Below are 26662 nucleotides of genomic sequence, written 5' to 3' on the forward strand. Positions count from 1 at the left end.
GATCACTTCGCGCAGACGGTCTTGTCCGCGCTGACCTTCTTCACGTCCTTAGGGGCTTCCTTCGGGGCGACGAGCGGTATGCCCGCGCCCTTGAAGTCGCGGCCCAGTGTGAGCTTGACCGCCGGGAGCCCCTGAGAGTTGCTCACGGAATCGCCCGGCTTCAGCGCGGAGGCCGGCAGCCCCATCAGATCGGCGAGCTTGCGGGCCTGCGGGGCCTCGTCCTCGCCGTACTCCACGGTGGTCTTGGCCAGTTCCTCCGGGGCGTTGCCCAACTGCGTGGACTTCACGACGCCCTGGGTGTTCTGGAGCCAGGTCAGCGTGGTCTGTGCCGAACCGGTGGCCGCACCGCCGTTGTAGACGTCGACCCGGACCTCCGAGGCGTCCGCGCGCTCGCCCTTGAGCCGGGCCGCGACCGCCGCCTTCTCCTTCTTCTCCTTCTTCTTGACCGCCGTGAAGGAGACGTCCTCGCGGACCATCTGGAAGACGCTCTGCGCCTTCGGGTCGTCCAGCACCACCGTCACCGGGGTCGGCTCGGCCGGGTTGTCCTTGACCGGGACGGTGGCGAACGTCAGGTTCTTCGGGTCGAGTTTGCCGAGCTCCATGCCGAGGTCACGGAGTGTGGAGATGTCGGCCAGCGTCGAGTCGACGGTCAGCGCCTTGGTGCCCGCCTCGGCCAGGGCGAACATCTTGGTGGGGCTGGTCAGCGTGTCGTTCGAACTCAGCTTGCGCATCAGCGAGCTGAGGAACTGCTGCTGGATCTCGATCCGGCTGAGGTCGCCGCCGAAGCCCACCGAGTGCCGGGTGCGGACGAAGGCCAGCGCCTCCTCGCCCTCGATGGTGTGGGTGCCCTTGGAGAGCTTCAGGTGGGAGTCCGGGTCGTCGATGTCCTTGGCGAGGCAGACGTCGACGCCGCCGACCGCCGAGGAGAGGGTCTTCACCGCGTTGAAGTCGGCCACCATGAAGTGGTCCATCTTTATGCCGGTCAGCTCGGTGACCGTCCGCATGGTGCAGCTGGGAGTGCGCTCGCCCTGGCCGAGGCTCTCGTTGAACTTGGTGCTCTGCTTGCCCGGGATGACCGTCTCGGTGCCGTCCTCCTGCTGCGTGGGGCAGTCCGGGATGTCCGTGATCAGGTCGCGCGGGATGCTGAGCGCGGTCGCGTTGGAGCGGTCCTTGGAGACGTGGAGGATGAAGGTGGTGTCGGCGTGGCCGGGGCTGTCCTTGTCCCCGTACCCCTGGTTGCCCTCGCCGCTGCGCTTGTCCGTGCCGATCAGCAGGACGTTGATGGCCCGGTCCTTGCTGAAGCCGCCGGTGCCCGCGCCGTCGTCGGCGACCGAGTTGATGTTGCCCTTCAGGTGCTCCAGGTAGGCGTAGGCCGACGCGGCCAGCGCCACCATCACGAAGGCGAGCACACCGCCGGTCCACAGCAGGACCTTCTTCTTGCCCGACTTCTGCTTCTGGCCGCGCCCTTTCCGCCCGTCCGCGCGCCGCGAGGCGGCACGCCCCGGCGGCGGCTCGGGCTCGGCGCCCCGGCGCCTGCGCTGCCCCGGGGCCGCCTCACGGGACGGCCGGGACTCGGTGTCCGCGTCGCGCTCGCGGTCCGCGGGGGCGGGCCGGCGCGGGCGCTCCCCGCCGGGACCGCGCCGGGGGCGCTCGCGGTCGGGAACCTGGCGGGAGCGCGCGGCGGAGCCCCGCCGCCCGTTGCCGGGCGGTTGCCCATCGGAAGTGCTCAGTCGCAATTCGTAATCGCCGGTTTCCGGGTTGAGCACCCACTGGTCTGCGGGGTCGATATTCTCCGCCCGCCCACGGCCTTGCGCGTCCACGGTTGTCCGAATCCTCCGTCAGGGCCACGCGGCGCCTCGGGTCCCCTCCCCGCAAGACGCTCATTCGGTCGGTCCGTCAGTCTCCGGCGGCCGTGTCAGGCTCGCCGGATCGCTCACACTATCCGGCCTCTTCGTGCCAAGGCGACGGTGGTGAGGCATTGCTTTTGCTTACAAGTGGGCATTACGGCGCAATCCCGTGCGCTGTTCCACGGTATTGAGTGGTCTTTTACCCGCAGGAATCATTCACAGGCGGAACGGGACGCGCTATTACCGCTGAAGGTCGGATCAGGAGCAGGCGTTGTGCGCGCCCCCGACGCGCCCGACGGGGTGCTCGGACCGCGCGGGGAGGCCGGGCTCGTGCCCGTGGGGCTGGCGGAGGGGGAGGGGCTCGCGGAGCCGTCGGGGCGCGGGGCGATCCTTACCGGTTCGTCCTTCCGCAGCAAGGCGAAGAGCCGGCCGGCGGCGGGCTCCACCAATTGGTCACGATTGGGGTCCCCCGCGTACGCCTCGCGCGGAACCGTCAGGAATCGCACCTCTTCTGTGGGGATGTTCCGCATGGAGCGCGCCAGGTCGTACAGGTCGACCAGGGAGGCGATGGCCGGGTCGGTCGTCAGCGAGGAGGTGGCCGCGTCCAGCAGGGGGTAGAGCTTGCCCGGGTTGAGCAGGACGCCGTTGCTCTGCACCTTGGCCACCAGCGCGCCCAGGAACTGCTGCTGGCGCGCCATCCGGTCGGTGTCGCTGCCGTCGCCGAGGCTCTTGCGGGCGCGGACGAAGCCGAGCGACTGCTCGCCGTTGAGGGTGTGTTCGCCCGCCGGGAGCCGGACGCGCGCGTCCTTGTCGTCCATCGGCTGCTTGAGGCAGATGCGCACCCCGTCGACCGCGTCCACCATCCGCTTGAACCCCTGGAAGTCCACCACCATGTGGTGGTCCACCCTGATCCGGGTCAGGCGCTCGACCGTCCGGATGGTGCACGCCGTTCCGCCGTAGGAGTACGCGTAGTTGAACTGCGCCGTGCGCGCCGGTGCGCTGCGCCCGTCCGCGCGACGGCAGGAGGGGATGTCCACCATGAGGTCGCGCGGAATCGACACGGCCGTCGCGCTGCGCCGGTCGGCCGCGAGGTGGAGCAGGATCACGGTGTCCGAACGCTGGCCCCGGGCGACACCGTACCGGCCGTTGCCCTGTCCGGCTCGGGTGTCGGAGCCGACCAGCAGGATGTTGAGCGCCCCCTGCTTCGAGGGGAGTGGTCGCTCCTTCTCGTGCCGCTCCAGTTCCGCGATCACGGCCTCGTCCCGGGTGATGTTCCCCTGGAGTCGGCCGTAGAGCGCCCACGCGCCGAACCCGCCGCCGATCAGCGCCGCCACCGTCCCGGCCGCCGTCCACCGCACCCAGCGCCGTCGCAGGAACGGCCGCGGCGCCGGGCCCGCGGCGGCCGGGCGCGGGCCCCAGCGCGCACCCCGGTCCGCCTCCCGCTCCTCCCGTCCCCCGTCCCCCTGGTCGCCGGGCCGGTCCGCGCGGTCCGCCACGGTCGGCCACCACCCTCCGTCTCGGTACGGCGTCCCCGAAGCCCGGGCACCCCTCCCTCACGACGACACCACCCCCCGGCGCGCGGGGCGCGCGGGCCAGGGGGTGGTGTGGGCCGTACGAGTGAGCCCGGGGGCTCAGAGCAGGGTCAGCCCCACGCGCTCGTCGGCGACCCGGCGGGCCAGCCCTTCGTCCGACAGCCGTCCGGCGTCGCGGCACAGCACGACCGAGCCGCCGGCGGCCAGCGGCGCGTACAGCCCGGCCGCCAGCCCCTCCCAGCCGTCCCAGGCGAGCCCGGTCAGCACCCGGTCGCCCGGGCCGAGACCGAGGCGGGCCGCCTCCGCGCGGGCCTCCTCGACCAGCTCGGCGCCGGACAGCTCGCGGCCCGCGACGGACAGGGCCGGCTCGCCGGGCCGCACCGGGGCGAACGGGGCGAACCGGTCGCCCTGCCCGGGGACCTCCACCGCGTAGTCGGCGAAGCCCTTCGGAGCGTGCGGGAACCGCCCGCCCAGGGGGCGCAGCGCCAGCGCGATCCGCTCGCCGGAGCAGGCACGGGCCGCCTCCAGGGTGTCCGGCCCGCTCACCACCAGGTCGGCGGCGGCCGGGTCGCCGCCGACCTCGGCGACGACGCCGGTCGAGTGGCAGGCCAGCAGCCACACGGCGGTCTGCCAGTGCGCCGGGAGCAGCAGCGCGAGCCGGTCGCCCGGCTCGGCGGAGAGGTCGCCCTGGAGGAGGTTGGCGGTCTTGGCCACCCAATTGGCGAAGGTGGCGACGGAGAGTTCGACGCGCTCGCCCGTCGCGTCGTCGTAGAAGGTCACGAGCGGGCGGGCCGGATCGGCGGCGAGCGCGGATCGCAGCAGGTCGGCGGGGGTGCGGTCGATGGCGTTCACGCGCGCAAGCGTACGCGGGGCGCAGTGTGCGGGTAGCGGACGCCGGAGCGCGGAGCGGGGCGACACGCCGATGCGCCGTCAAGTCACCTATGGACAGCTTTGGTCGGTTATGCCGATGATCATCTGTATGCGTGGATTCCTTGCTTCCTCGATCGGCGTGACCTGTGCGGCCGTCCTGGCCCTGCCCGTCGCCCTGCCCTCCGGAGCCCTCGCCGCGACCACCGCCCACCTCGGGGCCGGCGCGGCTGACACCTCGACCGGCGTGCGCGCCGCAAACGCCCTCTCCGCTCCGCCGCCCGGCGCGCGCGCCCTGCCCACCGCCGACGACACGACCCCCGGCACCACCCGCTCCCTGCCCCTCCCCGAAGCCCCCGCCGACCGCTCGGCCGCGCCCGACGAGGGCCCGGACGAGAGGGCCCTGACCCCGCGTGAGGTCGAGCCGTTCTCGCTGCTCGGCGTCGTGTGGGACGACCCGGACGCCCACCTGGAGGGCCGGGTTCAGGTGCGCACCCGCTCCACCGCCACCGGAGCCTGGTCCGGCTGGCAGGAGCTGGAGACCCACCACGACGACCACGGAGCCGACCGCTCCACCCCCGAGGGAGCGGGCGGCCACGGCGCCACCGCCCCGCTGTGGGTCGGGCGTTCGGACGCCGTCGAACTGCGGGTGACCTCTCGCGGCGACCACCGCCACCAGGGCGAACGCACCACCGACCGGCTCCCCGAGGGGCTGCGCCTGGACCTCGTCGACCCCGGCGACGCGCCCGCTCCCGAGGTGCCCGCCCCGCAGCCCACCCGGGCCGGAGCCGCCGCCGGGCCCGCCGCGCTCCCCGCACCCGGGACCGAACCCGCGGTGCTGCCGGAACTGACCCGCGGGGAGACCCTCGCCCAACTGGAGGCGGCCCGTGCCGCCGAACTCTCCGCCGGGGCGGCGCAGGCCGCCACCGGCCCGGAGCAGCGCGCACAGCCCTACGTGGGACCGCGCCCGAAGATCGTCACCCGCAAGGGATGGGGCGCCGACGAGAGACTGCGCGAGAAGAACTTCGTGTACACCGGCACGGTGAAGGCCGCCTTCGTCCACCACAGCGCCACCGGCAACAACTACAGCTGCGCCGAAGCCCCCTCCGTCATCCGCGGCATCTACCGCTACCACACCAAGAGCAGCGGCTGGCGCGACCTCGGCTACAACTTCATGGTCGACAAGTGCGGCACCGTGTACGAGGGCCGGGCCGGCGGCGTCAGCAAGGCCGTCCTCGGCGCCCACACGCTCGGTTTCAACAGCAACAGCACGGGCATCGCCGTCCTGGGCAGCTACAGCAGCGTCAAACCGCCCAAGGCGGCCGTCGACGCGGTGGCCAAGCTGACGGCCTGGAAACTCGGCCTGTCCGGGGCCAACCCCAAGGGGAAGGTCACGCTCACCTCGGGCGGCAGCAACCTCTACGCGAAGGGCAAGAAGGTGAGTCTCCACGTCATCTCCGGCCACCGGGACGGCTACTCCACCGAATGCCCGGGCACCCGCCTCTACGGCCAGCTCGGCACGGCCCGCTCCGCCTCCGCCAAACTCCAGGGGCGCTGAACGGCGCCGGTCCGGCGGGCACCGCGCGCCGGGGAATGGGGCGTGCCGTACCGGTCTGCATAGACTGGCCGGCCGAAAGACAGTTCGGCCGGCCCCGGCAGGAAGCAGAGACGCACAGTGACTCAGGCCCCAGAAGCGATCCTCCTGGTGGGCGGCAAGGGCACCCGGCTCCGGCCGCTCACGGTGCGCACGCCGAAGCCGATGGTGCCCGCCGCGGGCGTCCCCTTCCTCACCCACCAACTGGCCCGCGCCCGCGCCGCCGGTGTCGAACACGTGGTGATGGCCACCTCGTACCTCGCCGAGGTCTTCGAGCCGTACTTCGGCGACGGCTCCGACCTCGGGCTCCACCTCGAGTACGTCACCGAGGAGGAGCCCCTCGGCACCGGCGGCGCCATCCGCAACGTCGCCCACCGGCTCCACTCCGGACCCGACGACCCGGTCCTCATCTTCAACGGCGACATCCTCACCGGACTCGACATCCCCGCGCTGGTCGACACCCACCGGCGCGGCGGCGCCGACGTCTCCCTCCACCTCAGCCGCGTCGAGGACCCGCGCGCCTTCGGGCTGGTCCCCACCGACGAGGCCGGGCGCGTCCTCGCCTTCCTGGAGAAGCCGCAGACGCCCGAGGAGATCGTCACCGACCAGATCAACGCCGGGGCGTACGTCTTCCGCCGCTCCGTCATCGACACCATCCCCACCGGTCGCCCGGTCTCCGTCGAACGCGAGACCTTCCCCGGGCTGCTGGAGAGCGGGGCCCACCTGCAGGGCATGGTCGACTCCACCTACTGGCTCGACCTCGGCACCCCGCAGGCGTTCGTCCGCGGCTCCGCCGACCTGGTCCTCGGCCGGGCGCCCTCGCCCGCCGTCCCCGGCCGCCGCGGCGAGTCCCTCGTCCTCGACGGCGCCCGGGTCGCACCCGACGCCAAGCTCTCCGAGGGCACCGTGGTCGGGGCCGGCGCCTTCGTCGGCGCCGGGGCCCGGGTGACGGGGTCCATCCTCCTCGACGGGGCGTACGTCGCCGAGGGCGCCGTCGTCACCGACTCCCTCATCGGTGCCGGGGCGCGGGTCGGGGCCCGCACCCAGGTCACCGGGGCCGTCATCGGTGACGGGGCCGACGCCGGGGCCGACAACGAGCTGCGGGACGGGCTGCGGCTGTGGTGCGATGCCGTCCTGCCGGACGGCGGGGTTCGGTTCTCGCCCGACCGGTGAGCTTCGGCCGGCGCCGGGCCGCCGGGACGCGGTTCCGCCGAGTGGGCTCCCGCACCTCACAGACGGCCACGATCGCCGGCCGGGCCGCTAACAGCCCGGCCGGCGATCGAGGCCGTCTTGAGCCGGCGCTCTGGAGCCGGTCCGCACCGGAAATCAGCCTGGCCGGCGTCTGCGGCCACTTGAGCCCGGCCGACGTCTGAGGCCGTCTGTGACCGGTGTCGCACGGGTTCGCAACGGGGCGGGGGCGGGGGCCAGTCGGGGCGCGGAAGGTCCCGGGAACACCCTGAGCCCCAGTTTCCTGGCGCCCCGCGCCAGTACGCTCTGGCGCATGGCAGGACGTTTCCCCCCGAGGCCCCGCGCCCCGTACGGCACGAGCCCGGGCACCCCCTGCCCGGACATCCGGCCCGACCCCACGGGCGCCCGCACCTTCCGCGCGGCCACGCGCGCCTGCGCCGCCGCCGAGGCGGAGGCGCCTGCCAGGTCCAGGAGCTGGACCCCGCCCTACCAGGCCGACCTCGGCCTGATCCTGGGCGTGCTGCGCCGGGGCCCGGGCGATCCGGCGTTCCGGCTGACCCGGGACCGCGCCGTGTGGCGGGCCAGCCGCACGCCCCAGGGCCCCGCCACGCTCAGGGTGGCGCTGCGCGGGGGCCGCGCCGAGGCGACCGCCTGGGGCCCCGGCGCCGACTGGTTCCTGGACCGGCTCCCGGAGCTGCTGGGCGCCGCCGACACCCCTCAGGAGTTCACGCCCCGCCACCGCCTGGTGGCCGACTCCGCCCGCCGCAGCCCCGGCCTGCGGCTGACCAGGACCGGCCTGGTGCTGGAGTCCCTGATCCCCTCGGTGCTGGAGCAGAAGGTCACCGCCGACGAGGCGTACCGCGCCTGGCGCCGCCTGCTGACCCGGCACGGCGAACCGGCCCCCGGCCCCGCCCCGGAGCGGATGGCGGTCATGCCGGACCCCCGGGCCTGGTCGCTGATCCCGTCCTGGGAGTGGCACCGCGCCGGCGTCGACGACAAGCGGGCCGCCACCATCCTGCGCGCCGTACGCCTCCACTCCCGGCTGGAGCGGGCGGCGGGTCTGCCTCCGGAGAAGGCGGCGGCCCTCCTGGAGGCGGTGCCGGGCATCGGCCCCTGGACCTCCGCCGAGGTCGTCCAGCGCACCCACGGCGCCCCCGACGCGGTCACCACCGGCGACCTCCACCTGCCGGGCACCATCGGCTACGCCCTGACCGGCGACCGGACCACCGACGACGAGGCCATGCTGGAACTGCTCGCCCCGTACGCGGGCCAGCGCCACCGGGCGGCCCGCCTGATCCTGCTGGCGGGCCGCGTACCCCCGCGCCGGACGCCGAAGATGCCGTACAGCGACATCTCGCGGCTCTGAGGCCGCGCCCCCAGCGGACTACCGCACCGTCAGGAACGCCTCCGGGTCGCGCCCGGGCCGGTCGGCGGGCGGGACGGCGGCGCGGCCCACGGCGACGGCGCCCATCGGGTCCCAGGTGTCCGGGAGGTCCAGCGTCTCGCGGACCACCTCGCGGCAGAACATGGTCGAGGAGACCCACGCCGAGCCGAGCTGCTCACCGGCGAGCGCGACCAGGAAGTTCTGCACCCCGGCGCCGGCGGCGACCACGAACATCTCGCGTTCGGCGGCGGCCCGGCGTTCGTCCGGGTAGGTGTGCGAGCCGTCCATGACCAGGCAGGGGACGACCAGGCACGGGGCGTCGCGCAGGACGTCGCCGCGGCGGACCCGCTTGGCGACCGACTCCTCGCTCCTGCCGTCCCGGCGCAGGTCGGCGATCCAGGCGTCGCGCATCGCGTCGAGCAGCCGGGTGCGGGAGGCGGCCGACTCCAGCAGTACGAACCGCCACGGGGTGGTGTGGTGCGGCGCGGGCGCGGTGACGGCCGCCGCCACGGCCCGGCGGACCGCACCCGGGTCGACCGGCTCGTCGGTGAAGGAGCGCACCGTCCGCCGCAGCGTGACCGCCTCGCGGACCGCCTCGGAGGTGCCCAGCCGGAACATGTCGTCGGCCGCGCTGCGCACCAGCTCGCGCGCGCCCGGCCCGTCCGCGCCGCCGACCAGCGCGCCCAGCCCGCTGACCACGGCGACCGGCAGCCCCTCGGACTTGCCCTTGACCAGGTCACCGGCGGCGGCCAGTTCGTCGGCGAGGGCGATGACGGTGGCGTGCAGCGGGTTGCCGTGGGCGTCGGTTCCGCCGCGCAGGTCGTCCAGGACGCGGACCCCGGCGGAGCCGATCGCCACGTCGGTCAGGCCGAAGCGCCAGGGCCGCCCGAAGGTGTCCGTGACGACCACGCCCACGTCCACGCCGAGCGCCTCGGCGAGCCCGGCGCGGATCGCCCGGGCCGAGGCGTCGGGGTCCTCCGGGAGCAGCAGCACCGTCCCGGGCGGGGTGTTGGAGGCGTCGACGCCGGCGGCGGCCATGATCAGGCCCTGCCGGTTCTCCACGATGCGCACTGCGCCGCGCCGCGCCACGACCCGTACGGTCTCGGCGTCGATGGCGGCCTCGCGGGAGTCGGCGGCGAGCACCCGGCCCTCCGCCTTGGAGACGATCTTCGAGGTGACCAGGACGATGTCGCCGTCGGCCAGGGTGGGGGCGGCGGCCGCGATCAGCTCGGCGAGGTCGTCGCCCTCGCCGACCTCGGGCAGCCCGGGCACCGCCCGGACCTGGAAGGCGGGAGCGGTGCTCACGCGCGGACCTCCTCGGCCAGGGCGAGCGCCTCGCGGGCCATGGCGGCGGTGGCGTCCAGGTCGGTCATCATCAACGGCACCGCGCGGCAGCGGATGCCCGCCGCCTCGACCTCGGCCACCGCGGCCGTGTCGGCGCCGTCCACCAGCCAGCCGTCGAGCAGCCCCGAGCCGTAGTGCTCCGCGACGGCCGCCGCGGAGGTCTCGACGCCGATCGCGGAGAGCATCTTGTCGGCCATGCCGCGCACCGGGGCGCCGCCGACGATGGGCGACAGTCCCACCACCGGCACGCCGGCCTCCGCGATGGCCTCGCGGACACCGGGCACCGCGAGGATGGTGCCGATGCTGACCACCGGGTTGGACGGCGGGAAGAGCACCACGTCGGCCTCGGCCAGCGCCTCCAGCACGCCCGGCGCGGGCTTGGCCTGCTCGGCGCCGACCGGGACCACGGCCAGCGCGTCGACGGAGGCCCGCAGCCGCACCCAGTACTCCTGGAAGTGGACCGCGCGCCGCTCCCCGTCGAGGTCGACGGCGACATGGGTCTCGACCCGGTCGTCGCTCATCGGCAGCAGCCGCACCCCGGGCTGCCACCGCTCGCAGAGCGCCTCGGTGACGGCGGAGAGCGGGTAGCCCGCGCCGAGCATCTGGGTGCGCACGATGTGCGTGGCGAAGTCCCGGTCGCCGAGGCCGAACCAGTCGGGGCCGACGCCGTACGCCTTCAGCTCGTCCTTCACGTGGAAGGTCTCGTCGGTCCGCCCCCAGCCCTGCTCCTCGTTGATGCCGCCGCCGAGGGTGTACATGACCGTGTCGAGGTCGGGACAGACCTTCAGGCCGAAGAGGTGGATGTCGTCACCGGTGTTGCCGATGACGGTGATGTCCGCGTCCGGGGCCGCGGCCTTGAGACCGCGAAGAAACCGGGCGCCGCCGATGCCGCCTGCCAGAACCACAATGCGCATGGGCTCAGTGTGTCAGGCGCGCCCGCTCCCCGGCCGGGGTGGTCGCGGCCCGCTCCAGGGTCCGTACCGGCATGCTCGTCAGCCCGGGGAAGTAGACGTGGAGGCTGACGGCGGGCTCCAGGGCGTCGTTGACCACCTCGTGGGCGTGGCCGGGCGCGACGACCCGGTGCCGGCCGGGCCGCAGCACCTCGCACCCGCCGGGCGTGTGTTCGGTGAGGGCTCCGTCGAGGACGGCCATGACCCCGGCCGAGCGCCCGTGGTCGTGGGCGCCGCTGCCCTGCCCGGGCAGCCAGGAGAGCAGCCACACCTCGTAGCCGGGTCCGGTCCGGAGCCGGTGGTACCAGCGGCTGGCCGGGTCGTACGCGACCAGCGGCGCCCAGGCGGCGCGGTTGGCGGCGACGGTCCGGGCGAGCCGGACGAACCCGGCGACGGTGCTCGGGTGTTCTGGGGCGGGCCGCAGCAGGTGCTGCGCTGCCAGCAGGTCTCCGGCGATCTGGAGGTCGCTGTCCTGGTTCATGGTGCGGGGTTTCCTCGGCGGGAAGAGGCGGGCGGACGGCCGCCCGCCGGCGGGCGCGGGGGAGTGGGGAGGAGGGGCGACTGCCGGGCGGCCGGGTGCGGGGTGCGCGGGGGCCGTGGCGCGTACCGCGCCGGGGTACGGCCTGCGGGCGGCCGGTGCCACCGGGGCCGGGGTACGGCCGGGGGGCGGACCGGTCGGTCCTGGGTGCGGTACGGGAAGGGCTGCGCGGGTCGGCCCGCGGGTGGGCGGCCGGTGCGGTCAGCGGCAGTCGGGGCCGGCGGGGCGACAGCCGGCGGCGGAGGGACAGAGGCTCCGCGGACAGGGCTCGCAGCGGTGGGCAGCGTCGTCGGAGCCGGCAGGGCGGGTCCAGGAAAGCGCCGAATTCGCGAGCATGCCCCACAGGAGACCGGCCGACACCCGTGATGTCAACTCATGGTCCGGATTACGGCATATGTTTCACCACATCCGGTCGCGCGGCGGGGAGAAAGGTTTGTGCGCTCTCCTGCCGGGACACACGGCGGACCAGGTCGAGCAGGTGATCAGCGAGAGTGATCGCCGTTGCCGACCCGTGATCGCACTGTGATCAAGTTCGCTTCGGCGGTGCGCGCGCAACTGGGGCCGCGAGGGTCGGCGTCCCCCGTTTCGGAGGGTGCGCGTGAACCCCTCGAAGGCCGTACGGGAGCGGAATTTTCGCTTCCCTCGCCGCTGCGCGACGGAAAAGATGCAGGTTTAGGACGATTTGTACACTTACCGCGAAGGCTTGGTTCCGCAGAGTGAATCAGGGGCTCAATAGCAGATCCCGGCTTGACTCGCCCGGATCGGCGCACCTGTAATTTCACTCGTGTCGCCCGGCCGGAACCGGTAACGACAGCATCACGGGGACATAAAGACAGACGAGGGGCGCTAATGACCGAGCTGTTCGAACAACTGCTGGTCGAGGAAGCGGACGAAGAACTCGGCTGGCAGGAGCGCGCACTCTGCGCCCAGACCGATCCCGAGTCCTTCTTCCCCGAGAAGGGCGGCTCCACCCGTGAGGCCAAGAAGGTCTGCCTCGCCTGTGAAGTCCGTTCGGAATGCCTCGAATACGCGCTCGCCAACGATGAACGCTTCGGAATCTGGGGCGGTTTGTCCGAGCGCGAGAGGCGGCGCCTGAAGAAGGCCGCCGTCTGACCCGGGCTCCAGCGCCCGGCCCGCCCCACCTGGGCCCGCACCACCGCACCACCGCACGACCCGCACGGCCACCCGAGCCGTACGGCCCCCGAGGCCCCGGCCCCCGGCCGCCGCCCCACCCGTACCAGCGCGCCCCCCGCCCGCGCCGTCCCTCGCGAGCGGGCCGTCCCACCGCCGCCCGGCACCCAGCCCGACCGGCCACCACCCACGGCTCCGAGCGGAGCGCCCGTCCCAGCGCTCCGCCGCCGGAGCCCCTTCCTCTCCAGCCGCCCCGGCGTATGCGAACCCAGTGACCAGGCAGGCGCATCCCTGTCCGGTCCTCGCGCGCCACCACGTGCGTGCGGCGGTCTCCCGGTCCGTTGGACGGCCCCTCGATCCCGGCCGGCACACTCCGGCCCGGTCGGCGTCCGAGGACGAAAGGCCCGGCCCGTACCTGAGGCCGTCCGTGACGGCGGGCACGAGCCGCCGCCGCCCCTTCCCGGCACCCGGGACCCCGAACCCGGCCCGGGGCGGCCCCCGAGAACGCCGGGCGGCAACCCGGCACCCGACGTGCCGTTAGTGTGGGGCCCCGTCCGAGACTCCCGCCCGCCCGCGGCGGGCGTCACCGCAGTCCACCGAACCGGGGCCCGTACCTCGATGTCCGTGCACAGCCACTCGGCGGCCCACTACCCGGCCGCCTCCGCAGGGTCGATGTCGGACCCGGCCGCCGCCATGACGGCCACCCCGACCAGCCTCCCGGGCCTCGACCCCACCAGCGCACCCGCCTACGCGCGCCACGTCGTCACCGCCGTGCTCGTCACGCACGACGGTGCCCGATGGCTCCCCGACGCCCTCGCCGGACTCCTCGGCCAGGAGCGGCCGGTGCAGAACGCCGTCGCCGCCGACACCGGCAGCGCGGACGACTCCGCCCGCCTGGTGGCCGACGCCTTCGGCGACGACCGCGTCCTCCACCTCGCCCGGCGCACCGGGTTCGGCGCCGCCGTCGACGAGGCCGTCCGCGCCGCGGGCGTCCCCACCCCCGACGACCTGCCGTACCTGAAGCGGCCGGGCGGCTGGGACCCCGTCACCCGCCAGTGGCACGACGAGAACTACGACCTGCCGGAACTGCCGTACGGCGAACCGGAGCAGTGGCTCTGGCTCCTGCACGACGACTGCGCCCCCGCACCGGGCGCCCTGGCCGAACTGCTGCGCGCCGTCGAGGCCGAGCGCGAGGCCGGCGGTGACGTCGCCGTCGTCGGGCCCAAGCTGCGCGGCTGGTACGACCGCCGCCAGCTCCTCGAAGTGGGCGTCACCATCGCGCACAGCGGACGCCGTTGGACCGGCCTGGACCGGCGCGAGCAGGACCAGGGCCAGCACGACCACGTCCGCCCCGTCCTCTCCGTCTCCACCGCGGGCATGCTGATCCGCCGCGACGTCTACGAGGAACTGGGCGGCTTCGACCGCGCCCTGCCCCTGATGCGCGACGACGTCGACCTGTGCTGGCGCGCCCAGGCCGCCGGGCACCGCGTCCTCGTCGCCCCCGAGGCGGTCCTGCGGCACGCCGAGGCCGCCTCCCGGGAGCGCCGTACCGTCGACTGCGCCGGGCGCGGCACCACCAGCCCGCACCGGGTCGACAAGGCCGGCGCCGTCCACACCCTGCTCGTCAACAGCCGCGGGGCCGTCCTGCCGTGGGTGCTGCTGCGGCTGGTCGTCGGCACCGTGGCGCGCACCCTCGCCTACCTCGTCGGCAAGGCCCCCGGCCAGGCCGTGGACGAGATCTCCGGACTGCTCGGCACCCTGCTGCGCCCCGGCCGCGTCCTCGGCGCCCGCCGCAGACGCGGCAAGGGCACCGTCGAACCCGCAGAGCTGCGGCCCCTGTTCCCGCCGCCCGGCGCCACCGTCCGGGCCACTGTCGAACAGGTCGCGGGCAGCCTCGCGGGCGGCTCCGACACCGACGCCCCCGGCGCGGGCCGTCACGGCGGCGCCGTCGAGTCAGGGCCCGGCGGCGACGACGCCGACTTCCTGGAGGTCGAGCAGTTCGCCCGCCTGAAGCGGCTGGCCCGCAGGCCGGGCCCGGTCCTCTTCGCCGTCCTGCTGCTCGCTTCGCTGGCCGCCTGCCGCGCCCTGCTCGGCGGCGGCGCGCTGGCCGGCGGCGCCCTGCTGCCCGTACCGGACCAGCTCGGCGACCTCTGGGGCCGCTACGCGGACGGCTGGCACGCCGTCGGCACCGGCACCACCGAGCCCGCCCCGCCCTACCTGGCGCTGCTGGCCACCCTCGCCGCGCTCCTCCTGGGCTCCACCCACACCGCCGTCACCGTGGTCCTGGTCGCCTCCGTCCCGCTCGCGGGCTGCGCCGCCTACCTCGCCTCCGGCTCCCTGGTCCCCTCCCGGCTGCTGCGCGCCTGGGGCTCGGTCGTCTACGCCTTCCTGCCCGCCGTCACCGGCGCGCTGGCCGGCGGCCACCTCGGCACCGCCGTCCTCGCCGTGCTGTTGCCGGTCATGGCCCGCGCCGCTCTCTCCGCCGCCGGGCTCCTCGGCCACCCCGGCACCTGGCGTGCCACCTGGGCGTACACCCTGCTGCTGACGCTGGCGACCGCGTTCACGCCGATGGTGTGGCCGCTGGCCGTGCTCCTCGGCGTCGGCGTGCTCGTGCTGCGCCGGGGCGCGCTCGGCGCCTACGCGCCGCGGTTCGTCGCCCAGTCCGCCACCCCGCTGCTGGTGCTGGCGCCCTGGTCGCTGACGCTGCTGCCGTTCGGCTTCTTCCGGACCGCAGGGCTCGACACCGCCGCCGGCGGCGCCGGCCCCCTCGACCTGCTCGGCGCCTCCCCCGGCGGCCCCGGCACCCTCAGCGCCCTCCTCTTCCTCGGCGTACTCGCCGCCGCGCTCGCCGCCCTGCTCCGCGAGGAGCGGCGCCGGGCCATCCTCACCGCCTGGGCCGTCGCCCTGGCCGCCCTGCTCTTCGCGGCCCTGGCCAACTCCTCCACCTGGGCCGGCCCGGCCACCCTCGTCCAGGGCGCCGCCCTGCTCGGGGCCGCGCTGGTCGGCGCCGACGGCGCCCGGCACCGGGTCGCCGAGCAGAGCTTCGGCTGGCGCCAGCCGCTCGCCGCGCTCATCGCGCTGGCCTGCGCGCTCGGCCCGGCCGCCGCCGCCCTGACCTGGATGGCCGCCGGGGCCGACGGACCGCTGGAGCGCCGCGACCCGGTGCAGGTACCGGCGTTCGTCGCCGAGGAGAGCCGCACCCAGGACCAGGCCCGCACCCTCGTCCTCGCCGGGGACTCCGCCGCCGAGGTCGACTACGCCCTGGTGCGCGGCTCCGGCGGACGGCTCGGCGACGCCGAACTGGCCGCCGCCGCGGGGACCGACGACCGGCTCTCCGCCGTCGTCGCCCGCCTCGTCGCGGGGTCCGGCGCCGACCAGGCCGACCAGCTCGGCGGCTTCGCCGTCCGCTACGTCCTGGTCCGCGACGGCTCGCCGCGCGAGATGAGCCGCGTCCTCGACTCCACGCCCGGCCTCACCCGCCTCAGCCAGCAGGACGGCAGCGCCCTGTGGCGCGTCGACCGGCAGGTCTCGCGCGCCGCCGTGGTCGCGAAGGACGGCTCGGGTGAACCGCTGCCGGTCGCCGCGGGCCCCGTCGAACTGCACACCGAGATCCCCGCGGGCCCGGCCGGACGCGTCCTGCGCCTCGCCGACACCGCCGACGAGGGCTGGCGGGCCACCCTCGACGGCGAACCGCTGGAGCGGGTCACCGTCGACGACTGGGCGCAGGGCTTCACCCTCCCCGAGGGCGGCGGCCGCCTCGACATCACCTTCGAGGCGCCGTTCACCCACACGGCGTGGCTCTGGACGCAGGGCTTCCTCGGCCTGGTCCTGGTCGTCCTCGCCCTGCCCGGCCGTCGCCGCGTCGTCGACGACGACCTGCCCGACGAGCCCGCGCCCGTCCCCGCCCAGCCCGTCGAGGGCGAGGGCCGCCGCGCCCGCCGCCTGCGCGCCCAGGCCGAGGCGGAGGCCGAGGCGACCGCCCAGGACCCCGAGCCGGAGGCGGAGCTGCCCGCACAGCGCGACGCCGCCCCCGCCGAGCCCGAACCGGCCTGGACCGCCCCCGAGCCCCCCGAGCCCCAGCAGGGCGGCTACGACCCGTACGGCTACCAGAACCAGGGCTACGACCAGTCCCCGCAGGGCTACCCGGCCCAGCCGGGCTACGACCCGAACGCCTACGACCCGTACCAGCAGCAGGCCCAGCCCCAGGACCCGTACCAGCAGGGCGGCTGGCAGCAGGGGCAGCAGGGCTACCCCGGGTACGAGCAGCAGCCGCAGCAGGGCTACGGCCACGACCCGGCGGCGCCGGAGTACGGGCAGTACGAGCAGCCGCCCCACGGCCCCGGCCGTGAGCGTCCCGACGGGAGCCAGCAGTGAAGCGCACCACCCTGTCCCTGATCGCGGCCGGCGCCGCGCTGGCCGCCGTCACCTCGGTGGCCGCCGTCGCCGCCCCCGACGAGGGCCCCGCCCCCACCGGTACGGCCGTGAGGCAGCCCGTGGAGCGCACCTCGCTGCTCTGCCCGGCGCCCAGCAGCTCGGAGCTGGCGGAGACGGCGTACACCGCGTACACCCCGAAGACCGAGGTCTCCGCCGGCTCCGGCACGGCCGCCCTGCTCCCGGCCACCCGCGCCCTCGCGGACAAGGACGGCAAGGGCGACAAGGACGGCAGGGGCAAGAAGGGCAAGGGCGGCAAGGAGGCCGAGCCGTTCCTCGCCGTGAAGAAGCAGGGGACGCCCGTCACCGCCGAGAAGGACGGTTCCGGGGCGCCCGCGCTGATCGGCCTCGCCGAGGGCAGCCTCGCGCCGGGGTGGAGCGCCCAGCAGACCACCGTCTTCACCGCGGGCGCCGGACGCGGGCTGCACGGCGTCGCCTGCGCCGCGCCCGACACGGACTTCTGGTTCCCCGGCGCCTCCACCGCCGAGGACCGCGGCGACTACCTCCACCTGACCAACCCGGACGACGCGGCCGCCGTGGTCGACATCGAGTTGTACGGCAAGGCCGGCGCGCTCGACTCCGAGATCGGCGAGGGCATCCAGGTGCCGCCGCGCTCCAGCGTCCCCGTGCTGCTGTCCACCCTCACCGGCAAGCCGCAGACCAACCTGACCGCGCACGTCACCGCGCGCAGCGGCCGGGTCGCCGCCGCCGTGCAGGCCCTGGACGAGAAGGTCGGCGGCGACTGGCTCACGCCGTCCGCCGAGCCCGCCGCCTCCGTCGTGCTGCCCGGCATCCCCAAGGACGCCACCGCGGTCCGCCTGATCGCCTTCGCGCCCGGCTCCGCCGACGCCGACCTGAAGGTCTCCCTCGCCGGACCCAACGGCTCCCTGTCGCCCGCCGGCAACGAGACCCTGCACCTGAAGTCGGGCATGACCACCGCCGTCGACCTCGCCGACGTCACCCGGGGCGAGCCCGGCTCCCTGGTCCTCACCCCGACCGGGGACTCCGGCGACACCCCCGTGGTGGCCGCCGTACGCGTCATCCGCGGCAAGGGCGGCGATCAGGAGAGCGCCTTCATCCCGGCCGCCGGCCCGGTCGGCGCCCGCGCCACCGTCACCGGCAACGCCGCCAAGGGCACGTACCTGTCGCTGACCGCGCCCGGCAAGGCCGCCAAGGTCCGGGTCACCGCCTCCGCCGGCACCGGGGGCGGCACCGCCGCCACCAAGACGTACTCCGTCGGCGCGGGCCGCACCCTCGCCGCGGACATCCCCGTACCGGACTCGCTGAAGGGCACCTACGCCCTGACCGTCGAGACCATCTCCGGCGGCCCCGTCCACGCCTCCCGCACCCTCACCCGGAGCGGCGCGGCGGCCGACGGCATCCCGATGTTCACCGTCCAGAACCTCACCGACGACCGGGGCACCGTCACGGTCCCGTCAGCCCGCCCGGAGATGGGCGTCCTGCTCGACTGAGCCCGCCCGACCGCACGGCCGCCCGCCCCGCCCCGGAACTCCGCGGGCGCGGCGGGCGGCGTCGGTCATTCCCCCTCGCCGTACCGGGGGTCGACCGCCTCCGGGGTCAGGCCCAGCACGTCGGCGACCTGCTCCACCACGACCTCGTGCACCAGCAGCGCCCGCTCGTCGCGCCCCTTGGCGCGGATCTCCACCGGCCGGCGGTAGACCACCACCTGCGGGGGACGGCCCTTGGCGGCCCCCACGGCGGCACCCAGCGGGACCGCCTCGTCCAGCCACTCGTCACCGGGTCCCTGCGGCCTGGGAACCTCCTGGACGACGAACTCGATGTCGGCGATCTGCGGCACGTGCCGCTCCAGCCGCTCCACCGCGTCCCGCACGAAGTCGTCGAAGACCTGCGCCCTGCTCGCCGACAGCGGCACCTGCGGCGGCGCCACCGGCCCCCGCATACCGCGCCCGTGCCGGTCGCGGTGGCGCGGGCGCGGACCGCCGGCCGGCGGGCAGGGCGGACCGGTGGTGCCCGGCGTGTCCGGCACGCCTGCGGGGTCCGGCGAACCCGGAGATACGTCGTCCATCACCGTCGCAGCGTAGTCCGCCGCCCGTGGCCGGCACCCGGACCGGAGGTCCGGCCGCCCCCGGAAGCGTCGGTCGGTTTCGGCCAAACCGGGGCGCGAACCCGACGAGGACGACTTTCCGGCACCCTCGTCGCACCCCCGCAGCCCCCGCCCGGCCCGGCGCTCCGCGCCGCATCACCCCACCTCAGAGGGGCCCCGCCGGACCGGTCGCCGGGCCGACACGGCGAGGCGGGCGGGGGGAGAGTCGTCGCGGCCCGTTCAAGAGTGCGGTACCGTCCAACATCGTGAGCCCTGTACGTCGCTGTTCGCGCACCGCGTGCGGTCGCCCTGCCGTCGCAACACTGACGTACGTCTACGCCGATTCGACCGCAGTCCTCGGTCCGCTCGCCACCTACGCCGAACCGCACTGCTACGACCTGTGCGCCGAGCACTCCGAGCGCCTCACCGCGCCCCGAGGCTGGGAAGTCGTGCGCCTCGCCGACTCCGCCGGCCCGGCCCGCCCCCGCGGCGACGACCTCGAAGCGCTCGCCGACGCCGTCCGCGAGGCCGCCCGCCCGCACGACCGCCCGGCCGCCCCCGGCCACCGCATCCCGGACCCGGCGCCGCGCCCCGCCCCCGACCCGCAGCTGCCGATCACCCGCCGCGCCCACCTGCGGGTGCTCCGCTCGCCGGACTCCTGACCCCGGCGCAGCCTGCCGAGCCCCTCCAGTACGCCTCTCGGCGACCGGTCACCGCGACCGGTCGCCGATCCCGTTCACCCCGTCGACGAACTCCCCCGGCGCCCACGACCATGCCCAACAGCCGGAGACCACCTTCCGGCCACCGGAAAGGCGCCCACCCCCGGCACGCACGAACGGCGACCGCGCTCCATCCCACCCCCGCCAGGAGGCACGCGTGTCCGCCACCGCTGGTCAGGTGCCTGATCGTGGTGGGACAGAGCAGGGTCGTGCCGGGGTGGATGCCGCCCTGACGGCCAGTGAGGCGGCGCGGCCGAGAGGGTTTCCCGAGCTGTGCGGTCAGGGAGCGGCCCACGGGAGGGGCCGGCCCTCCGCTCAGGGAGCCCCGGTGGTTCCGCCCGCCTCGGGCGCGCCTTCCCGGCGGTACCGCACCTCCCGCACCGCCACCCCCTCGTACTCCTCGCTCTGCGCGGCCCCGTCCGCCCGGTACCCCGCCGCCTCGTAGAAGTGGCGGGCCCGCGCGTTGGCCTCGACGACCCACAGCACCAGCGCGCCCCAGCCGCGCGCCGCAGCCTCGTCGTGGACCGCGCCGAGCAGGGCGCGGCCGACGCCCCGGCCCAGCAGATCGGGCCGCACGTACAGGGCGTACAGCTCTCCCTCACCCGCCCCCGGGACGCCGCCCGGCCCGGATGCGGGCACCCCGCGCGGGCCGCAGCAGGCCCAGCCGACGACCCCTCCGGCGGCGTCGACCGCGACCAGGTCGCGCACCCCGGCCGCCCGCGCCGCGGCGAACCGGCACCCGCGCAGCTCGGCGTCCCGCGCCACGCTCATCGCGCCGAGGTACGCGCTGGGGATCACCCCGGCGTACGCCGCCCGCCACCCGGCCACGCGCACCGCCGACACGGCCGCCACGTCGCCCATCGCCATCTCCCTGATTCGCGTCATGGCGGCACCGTAGAGCGCCACCGAGCCCGCCCGCCCGGCCTTTCCCGCCCGCCCGGCGGGCCCGTCCGCGGCTCCGGGTAGCTTGGGCGGTCCGAAGAAGCCCCACCGGCAAGAAGGGCCAGCCGTGACCGCGGACCTCTCACAGATCGTCAAGGCGTACGACGTGCGCGGAGTCGTGCCCGACCAGTGGGACGAGCACCTCTCCGCCCTGTTCGGCGCCGCCTTCGCCCAGGTCACCGCCGTCCCCGCGGGCAGTAGGGCGATCGTCGTCGGCCACGACATGCGGCCCTCCTCGCCGGGCCTCTCGCACGCCTTCGCCCGGGGCGCCGCCGAGCAGGGCCTCGACGTGGTCGAGATCGGCCTCTGCTCCACCGACCAGCTCTACTACGCCTCCGGCGCCCTCGACCTGCCCGGCGCGATGTTCACCGCCTCGCACAACCCGGCCCAGTACAACGGCATCAAGCTCTGCCGCGCCGGAGCCGCCCCCGTCGGCCAGGACACCGGCCTCGCCGAGATCCGCGCCCTGGCCGAGGGCTGGCTCGACGACCCGGCGTCGGCCCCCGCGCCCGCCGCCACCCCCGGCACCCTCAGCCGCCGCGACACCCTCGCCGACTACGCCGCGTACCTCCGCTCGCTGGTCGACGTGAGCGGTGTCCGCCCGCTCAAGATCGTGGTCGACGCCGGCAACGGCATGGGCGGCCACACCGTCCCCACCGTCCTGGGCGGCCTGCCCCTGACGGTCGTCCCGCTCTACTTCGAGCTCGACGGCACCTTCCCCAACCACGAGGCCAACCCTCTCGATCCCGAGAACCTGGTCGACCTCCAGGCCCGCGTCCGCGCGGAGGGTGCCGACCTCGGCCTCGCCTTCGACGGCGACGCCGACCGCTGCTTCGTGGTGGACGAGCGCGGCGAGCCGGTCCCCCCGTCCGCCGTCACCGCCCTGGTCGCCGCCCGCGAACTGGCCCGCAACGGCGGCCACGGCACCGTCATCCACAACCTCATCACCTCGTGGTCGGTCCCCGAGGTCGTCCGCGAGCACGGCGGCACCCCCGCCCGCACCCGCGTCGGCCACTCCTTCATCAAGGCCGAGATGGCCGCCACCGGCGCCATCTTCGGCGGCGAGCACTCCGCCCACTACTACTTCCGCGACTTCTGGAACGCCGACACCGGCATGCTCGCCGCCCTCCACGTCCTCGCCGCCCTCGGCGGCCAGCCCGCGCCCTTCTCCACCCTCGTCGCCGAGTACGACCGCTACCCGGCCTCCGGCGAGATCAACTCCACCGTCACCGACCAGCAGGCCACCACCGCCCGCGTCCGCGCCGCCTACGCCGGCCACCCCGACGCCACCACCGACACCCTCGACGGCCTCACCGTCACCACCCGCGACTGGTGGTTCAACCTCCGCCCCTCCAACACCGAACCCCTCCTCCGCCTCAATGTCGAAGCCCGCGACCCGGACACCCTGGAGCGCTTGACGAAGCAGGTCCTGGAACTGGTCCGCCAGTAGGGGGGCCTGGGTCCCGCCTGCCCGCCCACGCACGAGGCCGAGCAACGGGCGGCACCCCGTGCGCGGAGCGGAGCCGGGACGATGGGAGCCTCCCCGAGACCGGCCACCCACGGCCGCCCGCCGAGTGCCGGGGGAGGCACTCCCCTCCCTTTCCCGGAGCAACCGCCCCACCCCAACAGCCCCCTCGCCCGACAGCTACCTCCCCGCCCGACACATGGCTCCTCGCCCGGCGGCTACCTCCCCACCCGACACATGGCTCCTCGCCCGGCGGCTACCTTTCCGCCCGACATATGGCTCCTCGCCCGGCAGCTGGCTCTCCAGCCGGGCAGCGCCCCCTGCCCGGCAGCCACCTCTCAGCCCGGCCGACGTTTGAGGCCATCAGTAAGCGCCACTGCCGAGCGGACCGAAGCCGAACCCAGCCCGGCCGGCGCTTGAGGCCACCCCACCCCACCCCACCGCCCCCAGCCGGGAGGCACAGGACACACAGCTCATCCACACCTGAAGCCCCACCCCAGCTCCCCACCGGTAGGCTCTGATCAAGCGGGCCGCAGGCCCACCGCATCCCGAAGGGAACCCCCATGGCACTCGAAGCCGGCCTCCTGGAAATCCTCGCCTGCCCGGCGTGCCACGCCCCCCTTGAGGAGTCGAAGACCGACGCCACCCCGGAGCTGCTCTGCACCGGCGAGGGCTGCGCCCTCGCTTACCCGATCCGCGACGGCATCCCGGTCCTCCTCGTCGACGAGGCCCGCCGCCCCGCCTGACCGGGACGACCCAGGTCTCCCCCGGCACGCGCAACGGGACCAGGCGTACCCCGCTCACGTCGGAACGCGAGCACCCCGTACGCGGACCGGACCCGCACGCCCGCAACGGACCCCAGAACGCGGAACGCGAGCCCCCGCACGCGGCGCGACCGAGCCTCACCGAGGCAGGCCGCCCGCCCCGGGGCACACGCAGGAGCACCCGCACGGGCCGCCGCCCCGAGGCGCGCCCCGCCAGCGAACCCGGAGGCCCCTCCCATGTTCGACGAGACCCTGCTCGACGACCCAGAGGCACTCACCCGCGCCGACCCGCGCGGCCTCCTGCGCGACGCGGCCGGAGCCGGCGCCCGGGTCCGTACGGCAGCCCGCCTCGCCGCCGAGGCGGGCATCACCGAGCTACGTCCCGACGGCCGCCCCCGCACCGTACTGATCGCTGGCCCCGGTACGGCCGCCACCGCGACCGCCGACCTCCTCGGCACCCTCGCGGGCGGCGCCTGCCCCGTGGTCCCGCTCGGCCCGACCGGTGTCGCCGCCGCGGCGGGCGCCCTGCGGTGGACCCTGCCGGGCTGGGCCGGCCCCGTCGACCTGCTCCTGATCGCCACCCCCGACGGCGGCGAACCCGGCCTCGCCCTCCTCGCCGAACAGGCGTACCGGCGCGGTTGCACCGTCGTCGCCGTCGCCCCCCTCGGCACCCCGGTCGCCGAGGCGGCCCAGAGCACCCACGGCCTGGCCGTTCCCATGGCCACCGCCCCGGGTGAGCTTCCGCAGGAGGAGCCCGTCGAGGCGTACGCCAACGGCACGACCGCCGCCCCCGGCGCCTTCTGGGCCCTGCTCACCCCCCTGTTGCTGCTCCTCGGCCGGACCGGCCTGGTCGACGCGGACACCGAGGCCGTCCACGACCTCGCCGACCGCCTGGACACCACCGCGAAACGCTGCGGCCCCGCCGTGGCCGCCTACTCCAACCCGGCCAAGACCCTCGCCGCAGAGCTGGCCGATTCCCTCCCTCTCGTCTGGACCGAGGGCCCGGGCGCCGGACCGATCGGCCGCCGCTTCACGGCCCTCCTCGCCGAGCTGGCCGGCCACCCCGCCCTCACCGCGGCGCTCCCCGAGGCCCTGCCCGCCCACGGCGCGCTCCTCGTCACCGGCCTCTCCGACGCAGGCGACCCCGACGACTTCTTCCGGGACCGCGTGGACGAGACCGAGCTGCTGCGCGCCCGCGTCGTCCTGCTCCGCGACCGCCCGCCCGGCGGACTCACCGCGGCCCCCGCCGCCCGGGAACTGGCCCTCGCCCACTCCACCCCGCTCAGCGAACTCGAACCGGGAGAGGGCGGTGACCTCGCCGCCACCGCGGAACTGATCGCCACCACGGATTTCGCCGCCGTTTACCTCGCGCTCGCCACCACACCCCGATCATGACGGGGCACCGAACCCGCCGCTGACCGTCCGGCCCGGCGCATCCCACCCGCAGGCCGCGCCCGGAGCCGAGCCCGACGGTGGCGGGCCCGCCTTCCCCCGTCCCACGCCTGTGGAGCCACGCCATGGACCGCCTCCAGAACACCGTCCGCCCCTACGCCTGGGGCTCCGTCACCGCCATCCCGCACTTCACCGGCACCGAGCCCACCGGCGAACCGCAGGCCGAACTCTGGATGGGCGCCCACCCCGGCGCGCCCTCCCTCGTCGACCGGGGTGCGGGCCCGCGCTCCCTCGCCGACCTGATCACCACCGACCCCGACCGCGAACTCGGCGCCGCCACTACCGCCCGCTACGGCCCCCAGCTCCCCTTCCTCCTCAAACTCCTCGCCGCCGACGCCCCCCTCTCCCTCCAGGTCCACCCCGACAGCGACCAGGCCGCCGCCGGCTACGCCGACGAGGAGCGACGAGGCGTCCCCCGCACCGCGCCCGAGCGCAACTACAAGGACCCGCACCACAAGCCCGAACTGCTCTGCGCCCTCACCCCCTTCGAGGGGCTCTGCGGCTTCCGCGACCCCGCCGAGGCCGCCGACACCTTCGCCGCCCTCGACCTGGACTCCCTGAAGCCCTACGTCGACCTGCTCCACGCCCACCCCGAGCAGGCAGCCCTGCGCGAGGTGCTCACCGCCGTACTCACCGCCGACCGCGACGAGACGGCCGCCACCGTCACCGAGGCCGCAGCCGCCTCCGCCCGCCTGGGCGGGCCCCACGCCACCTATGCCGACCTCGCCCGTCACTACCCCGGCGACCCCGGCGTCCTCGCCGCCATGCTTCTCAACCAGGTCAGCCTCCAGCCCGGCGAGGCCCTCTACCTCGGCGCCGGCGTCCCCCACGCCTACCTGCGCGGCCTCGGCGTGGAGATCATGGCCTCCTCCGACAACGTCCTGCGCTGCGGCCTCACCCCCAAGCACATCGACGTCCCCGAACTCCTGCGGATCGTCCGCTTCGACCCCGCCGTCCCCGCCATCCTGCGCCCGGAGGCGTCCCCCGACGGCGAGGAGGTCTACGACACCCCCGTCCACGACTTCCGCCTCTCCCGGTTCGCGCTCGCCCCGGGCGCCTCTGCCCGCGACCTGACCCTGTCCACCCCGCAGATCCTCCTGGGCGCCGAGGGCTCGCCCACCGTGGGGAACCTCGTCCTCGGCCCCGGGCAGTCCGTCTTCGTCCCCGCGGGCGAGCCGGTGGAACTGCGCGGCCCGGGAACGGCCTTCCGCGCCACCGCCCTCACCTGACCCTCACTTCGCTCCCTCCTGCGGCTGTAACAATGTGCCGCTGCGGTCCGGCCCATCCGGGCCGCGGCACCCGGACCGTCGCCGCGGCCCGGGAGGACCAAGGGACTGGGAGCCAGAAACCATGAGCGCGTCAGGCGGCACCAAAGCGATCGTCGCGGCACTCTCCGCCAACCTCGCCATCGCGGTGGCGAAATTCGTGGCCTTCCTCTTCAGCGGGTCGTCCTCGATGCTGGCCGAGAGCGTCCACTCGGTGGCCGACTCCGGCAACCAGGGCCTGCTGCTCATCGGAGGCAAGCGCGCCAAGCGCCAGGCCACCCCCGAGCACCCCTTCGGCTACGGCCGCGAGCGGTACATCTACGCCTTCCTCGTCTCCATCGTCCTCTTCTCCGTCGGCGGCATGTTCGCCATCTACGAGGGCTACGAGAAGATCAAGCACCCCCACGAGATCGAGCACTGGTACTGGCCCGTGGGCGTCCTGCTCTTCGCGATCATCGCCGAGGGCTTCTCCTTCCGTACCGCGATCAAGGAGTCCAACACGCTTCGCGGCAAGCAGAGCTGGAGCCAGTTCATCCGCCGGGCCAAGGCCCCCGAGCTGCCTGTCGTCCTCCTGGAGGACTTCGGTGCCCTCGTCGGCCTCGTCCTCGCCCTCGGCGGCGTCGGCCTCGCCCTCGCCACCGGCAACGGTGTCTGGGACGGCATCGGCACCCTCTGCATCGGTGTCCTCCTCATCGTCATCGCGATCGTCCTGGCCGCCGAGACCAAGTCGCTCCTGCTCGGCGAGTCGGCCGGCCTCGACGAGGTCCGCAAGATCGAGGCGGCCCTGGTCGACGGCGACACCGTGACCCGAGTCATCCACATGCGAACCCTCCACCTCGGCCCCGAGGAACTCCTCGTCGCCGCCAAGGTCGCCGTCCAGCACGACGACACCGCCGCGGAGGTCGCCGCCGCCATCAACGCTGCCGAGGCCCGCATCCGCGAAGCCGTCCCCATCGCCCGCGCCATCTACCTCGAACCCGACATCTACGACGAAGCCGCCGCCGCGAAGGGGATCAACCCCGCTATGTCTCCTTCGCCGGACGCGTCACCGCACTGACCTGCACGATCGCCGCGGACTCCGGTGCGGGCTGGGGTCCGCGGGGCCGACCGGTGTAGATTCGGTCCCCGAGACAGACGTCGCTGCTGATGGCGGTCGGGCGGCCCCCACCGGGCCGGCCGAGGGA

Annotated in this window: 20 protein-coding genes; 12 read left to right on the plus strand and 8 right to left on the minus strand. The window is 75.0% G+C overall.

From position 1 onward, the window contains the following. Positions 1-2 precede the first annotated feature (2 nt). From ACSLIC_RS17125 to ACSLIC_RS17135, 3 genes are all read right to left on the minus strand, one after another. Positions 3-1736, minus strand: a complete 1734-nt coding sequence (locus ACSLIC_RS17125; RefSeq protein ID WP_436738573.1) for an LCP family glycopolymer transferase — start codon at positions 1734-1736, stop codon at positions 3-5. Positions 1737-2059: 323 nt separating this feature from the next. Further along, positions 2060-3343, minus strand: a complete 1284-nt coding sequence (locus ACSLIC_RS17130) for an LCP family protein (protein WP_436738574.1) — start codon at positions 3341-3343, stop codon at positions 2060-2062. 135 nt (positions 3344-3478) lie between these two features. Beyond that, positions 3479-4231 (minus strand): TIGR03089 family protein, encoded by a 753-nt coding sequence (locus tag ACSLIC_RS17135; RefSeq protein WP_436738575.1) that lies wholly within the window; start codon positions 4229-4231, stop codon positions 3479-3481. A 127-nt stretch (positions 4232-4358) separates the two neighbouring features. On the opposite strand from ACSLIC_RS17135, the gene ACSLIC_RS17140 reads away from it, so the two are divergent. From ACSLIC_RS17140 to ACSLIC_RS17150, 3 genes are all read left to right on the plus strand, one after another. Then, positions 4359-5804 (plus strand): N-acetylmuramoyl-L-alanine amidase, encoded by a 1446-nt coding sequence (locus tag ACSLIC_RS17140; RefSeq protein WP_436738576.1) that lies wholly within the window; start codon positions 4359-4361, stop codon positions 5802-5804. Positions 5805-5921: 117 nt separating this feature from the next. Next, a complete protein-coding gene (locus tag ACSLIC_RS17145) occupies positions 5922-7013 on the plus strand; it encodes a sugar phosphate nucleotidyltransferase (protein WP_436738577.1) in 1092 nt (363 codons plus the stop codon). 328 nt (positions 7014-7341) lie between these two features. Next, positions 7342-8394 carry a DNA-3-methyladenine glycosylase family protein gene (locus ACSLIC_RS17150; protein ID WP_436738578.1) on the plus strand — a complete coding sequence of 351 codons (1053 nt, stop codon included), beginning with the start codon at positions 7342-7344 and terminating at the stop codon, positions 8392-8394. 18 nt (positions 8395-8412) lie between these two features. On the opposite strand, the gene ACSLIC_RS17155 is transcribed toward ACSLIC_RS17150, so the two are convergent. The 3 genes from ACSLIC_RS17155 to ACSLIC_RS17165 are packed head-to-tail and all read right to left on the minus strand — an operon-like array spanning position 8413 to position 11187. Next, entirely contained in the window at positions 8413-9717 is a 1305-nt protein-coding gene (locus tag ACSLIC_RS17155; protein ID WP_436738579.1) for a coenzyme F420-0:L-glutamate ligase, read from the minus strand. After that, positions 9714-10670: a 2-phospho-L-lactate transferase gene (gene cofD / locus ACSLIC_RS17160; RefSeq protein WP_436738580.1), complete on the minus strand. Its 957-nt coding sequence runs from the start codon at positions 10668-10670 to the stop codon at positions 9714-9716. The genes ACSLIC_RS17155 and cofD overlap by 4 nt, the downstream gene beginning before the upstream one ends. Positions 10671-10674: 4 nt before the next feature. Then, on the minus strand, positions 10675-11187 hold the full coding sequence (locus ACSLIC_RS17165; protein ID WP_436738581.1) for a cysteine dioxygenase: 513 nt from the start codon (positions 11185-11187) through the stop codon (positions 10675-10677). 906 nt (positions 11188-12093) lie between these two features. Here ACSLIC_RS17165 and ACSLIC_RS17170 point away from each other — a divergent pair. The 3 genes from ACSLIC_RS17170 to ACSLIC_RS17180 all read left to right on the plus strand — a co-directional run bounded on the left by ACSLIC_RS17170 (position 12094) and on the right by ACSLIC_RS17180 (position 18278). After that, positions 12094-12357, plus strand: coding sequence for a WhiB family transcriptional regulator (locus ACSLIC_RS17170; protein WP_003950432.1), 264 nt, complete (start codon positions 12094-12096; stop codon positions 12355-12357). A gap of 636 nt (positions 12358-12993) precedes the next feature. After that, complete coding sequence (locus ACSLIC_RS17175; RefSeq protein ID WP_436738582.1) at positions 12994-16749, plus strand: glycosyltransferase; 3756 nt, start codon at positions 12994-12996, stop codon at positions 16747-16749. After that, positions 16746-18278 carry a DUF5719 family protein gene (locus tag ACSLIC_RS17180; RefSeq protein WP_436738583.1) on the plus strand — a complete coding sequence of 511 codons (1533 nt, stop codon included), beginning with the start codon at positions 16746-16748 and terminating at the stop codon, positions 18276-18278. The genes ACSLIC_RS17175 and ACSLIC_RS17180 overlap by 4 nt, the downstream gene beginning before the upstream one ends. Before the next feature lie 65 nt (positions 18279-18343). On the opposite strand, the gene ACSLIC_RS17185 is transcribed toward ACSLIC_RS17180, so the two are convergent. Continuing rightward, positions 18344-18727 (minus strand): metallopeptidase family protein, encoded by a 384-nt coding sequence (locus ACSLIC_RS17185; RefSeq protein ID WP_436740401.1) that lies wholly within the window; start codon positions 18725-18727, stop codon positions 18344-18346. 410 nt (positions 18728-19137) lie between these two features. Between ACSLIC_RS17185 and ACSLIC_RS17190 the strand changes: the two genes are divergently transcribed. Further along, entirely contained in the window at positions 19138-19533 is a 396-nt protein-coding gene (locus ACSLIC_RS17190; RefSeq protein ID WP_436738584.1) for a DUF3499 domain-containing protein, read from the plus strand. A 372-nt stretch (positions 19534-19905) separates the two neighbouring features. Here the strand turns inward: ACSLIC_RS17190 and ACSLIC_RS17195 are convergent, their stop codons facing one another. Then, complete coding sequence (locus ACSLIC_RS17195; protein WP_436738585.1) at positions 19906-20475, minus strand: N-acetyltransferase family protein; 570 nt, start codon at positions 20473-20475, stop codon at positions 19906-19908. Positions 20476-20599: 124 nt separating this feature from the next. On the opposite strand from ACSLIC_RS17195, the gene ACSLIC_RS17200 reads away from it, so the two are divergent. The 5 genes from ACSLIC_RS17200 (at position 20600) to ACSLIC_RS17220 (ending at position 26535) form a co-directional block, all read left to right on the plus strand. Further along, complete coding sequence (locus tag ACSLIC_RS17200; protein WP_436738586.1) at positions 20600-21982, plus strand: phosphomannomutase/phosphoglucomutase; 1383 nt, start codon at positions 20600-20602, stop codon at positions 21980-21982. A 578-nt stretch (positions 21983-22560) separates the two neighbouring features. Further along, positions 22561-22743, plus strand: coding sequence for a Trm112 family protein (locus ACSLIC_RS17205; protein WP_436738587.1), 183 nt, complete (start codon positions 22561-22563; stop codon positions 22741-22743). Positions 22744-22998: 255 nt separating this feature from the next. Continuing rightward, positions 22999-24156: an SIS domain-containing protein gene (locus ACSLIC_RS17210; RefSeq protein ID WP_436738588.1), complete on the plus strand. Its 1158-nt coding sequence runs from the start codon at positions 22999-23001 to the stop codon at positions 24154-24156. Between the two features lie 122 nt (positions 24157-24278). After that, the gene (manA, locus tag ACSLIC_RS17215; RefSeq protein ID WP_436738589.1) at positions 24279-25442 is read left to right on the plus strand and encodes a mannose-6-phosphate isomerase, class I; all 1164 of its coding nucleotides are present in this window, start codon (positions 24279-24281) and stop codon (positions 25440-25442) included. Between the two features lie 121 nt (positions 25443-25563). Beyond that, positions 25564-26535 (plus strand): cation diffusion facilitator family transporter, encoded by a 972-nt coding sequence (locus tag ACSLIC_RS17220; protein ID WP_436738590.1) that lies wholly within the window; start codon positions 25564-25566, stop codon positions 26533-26535. The last annotated feature ends 127 nt before the right edge of the window (positions 26536-26662 follow it).

Origin of the sequence: Streptomyces sp. BBFR102 (assembly GCF_051397025.1) — a bacterium.
GTDB lineage: Bacteria > Actinomycetota > Actinomycetes > Streptomycetales > Streptomycetaceae > Streptomyces.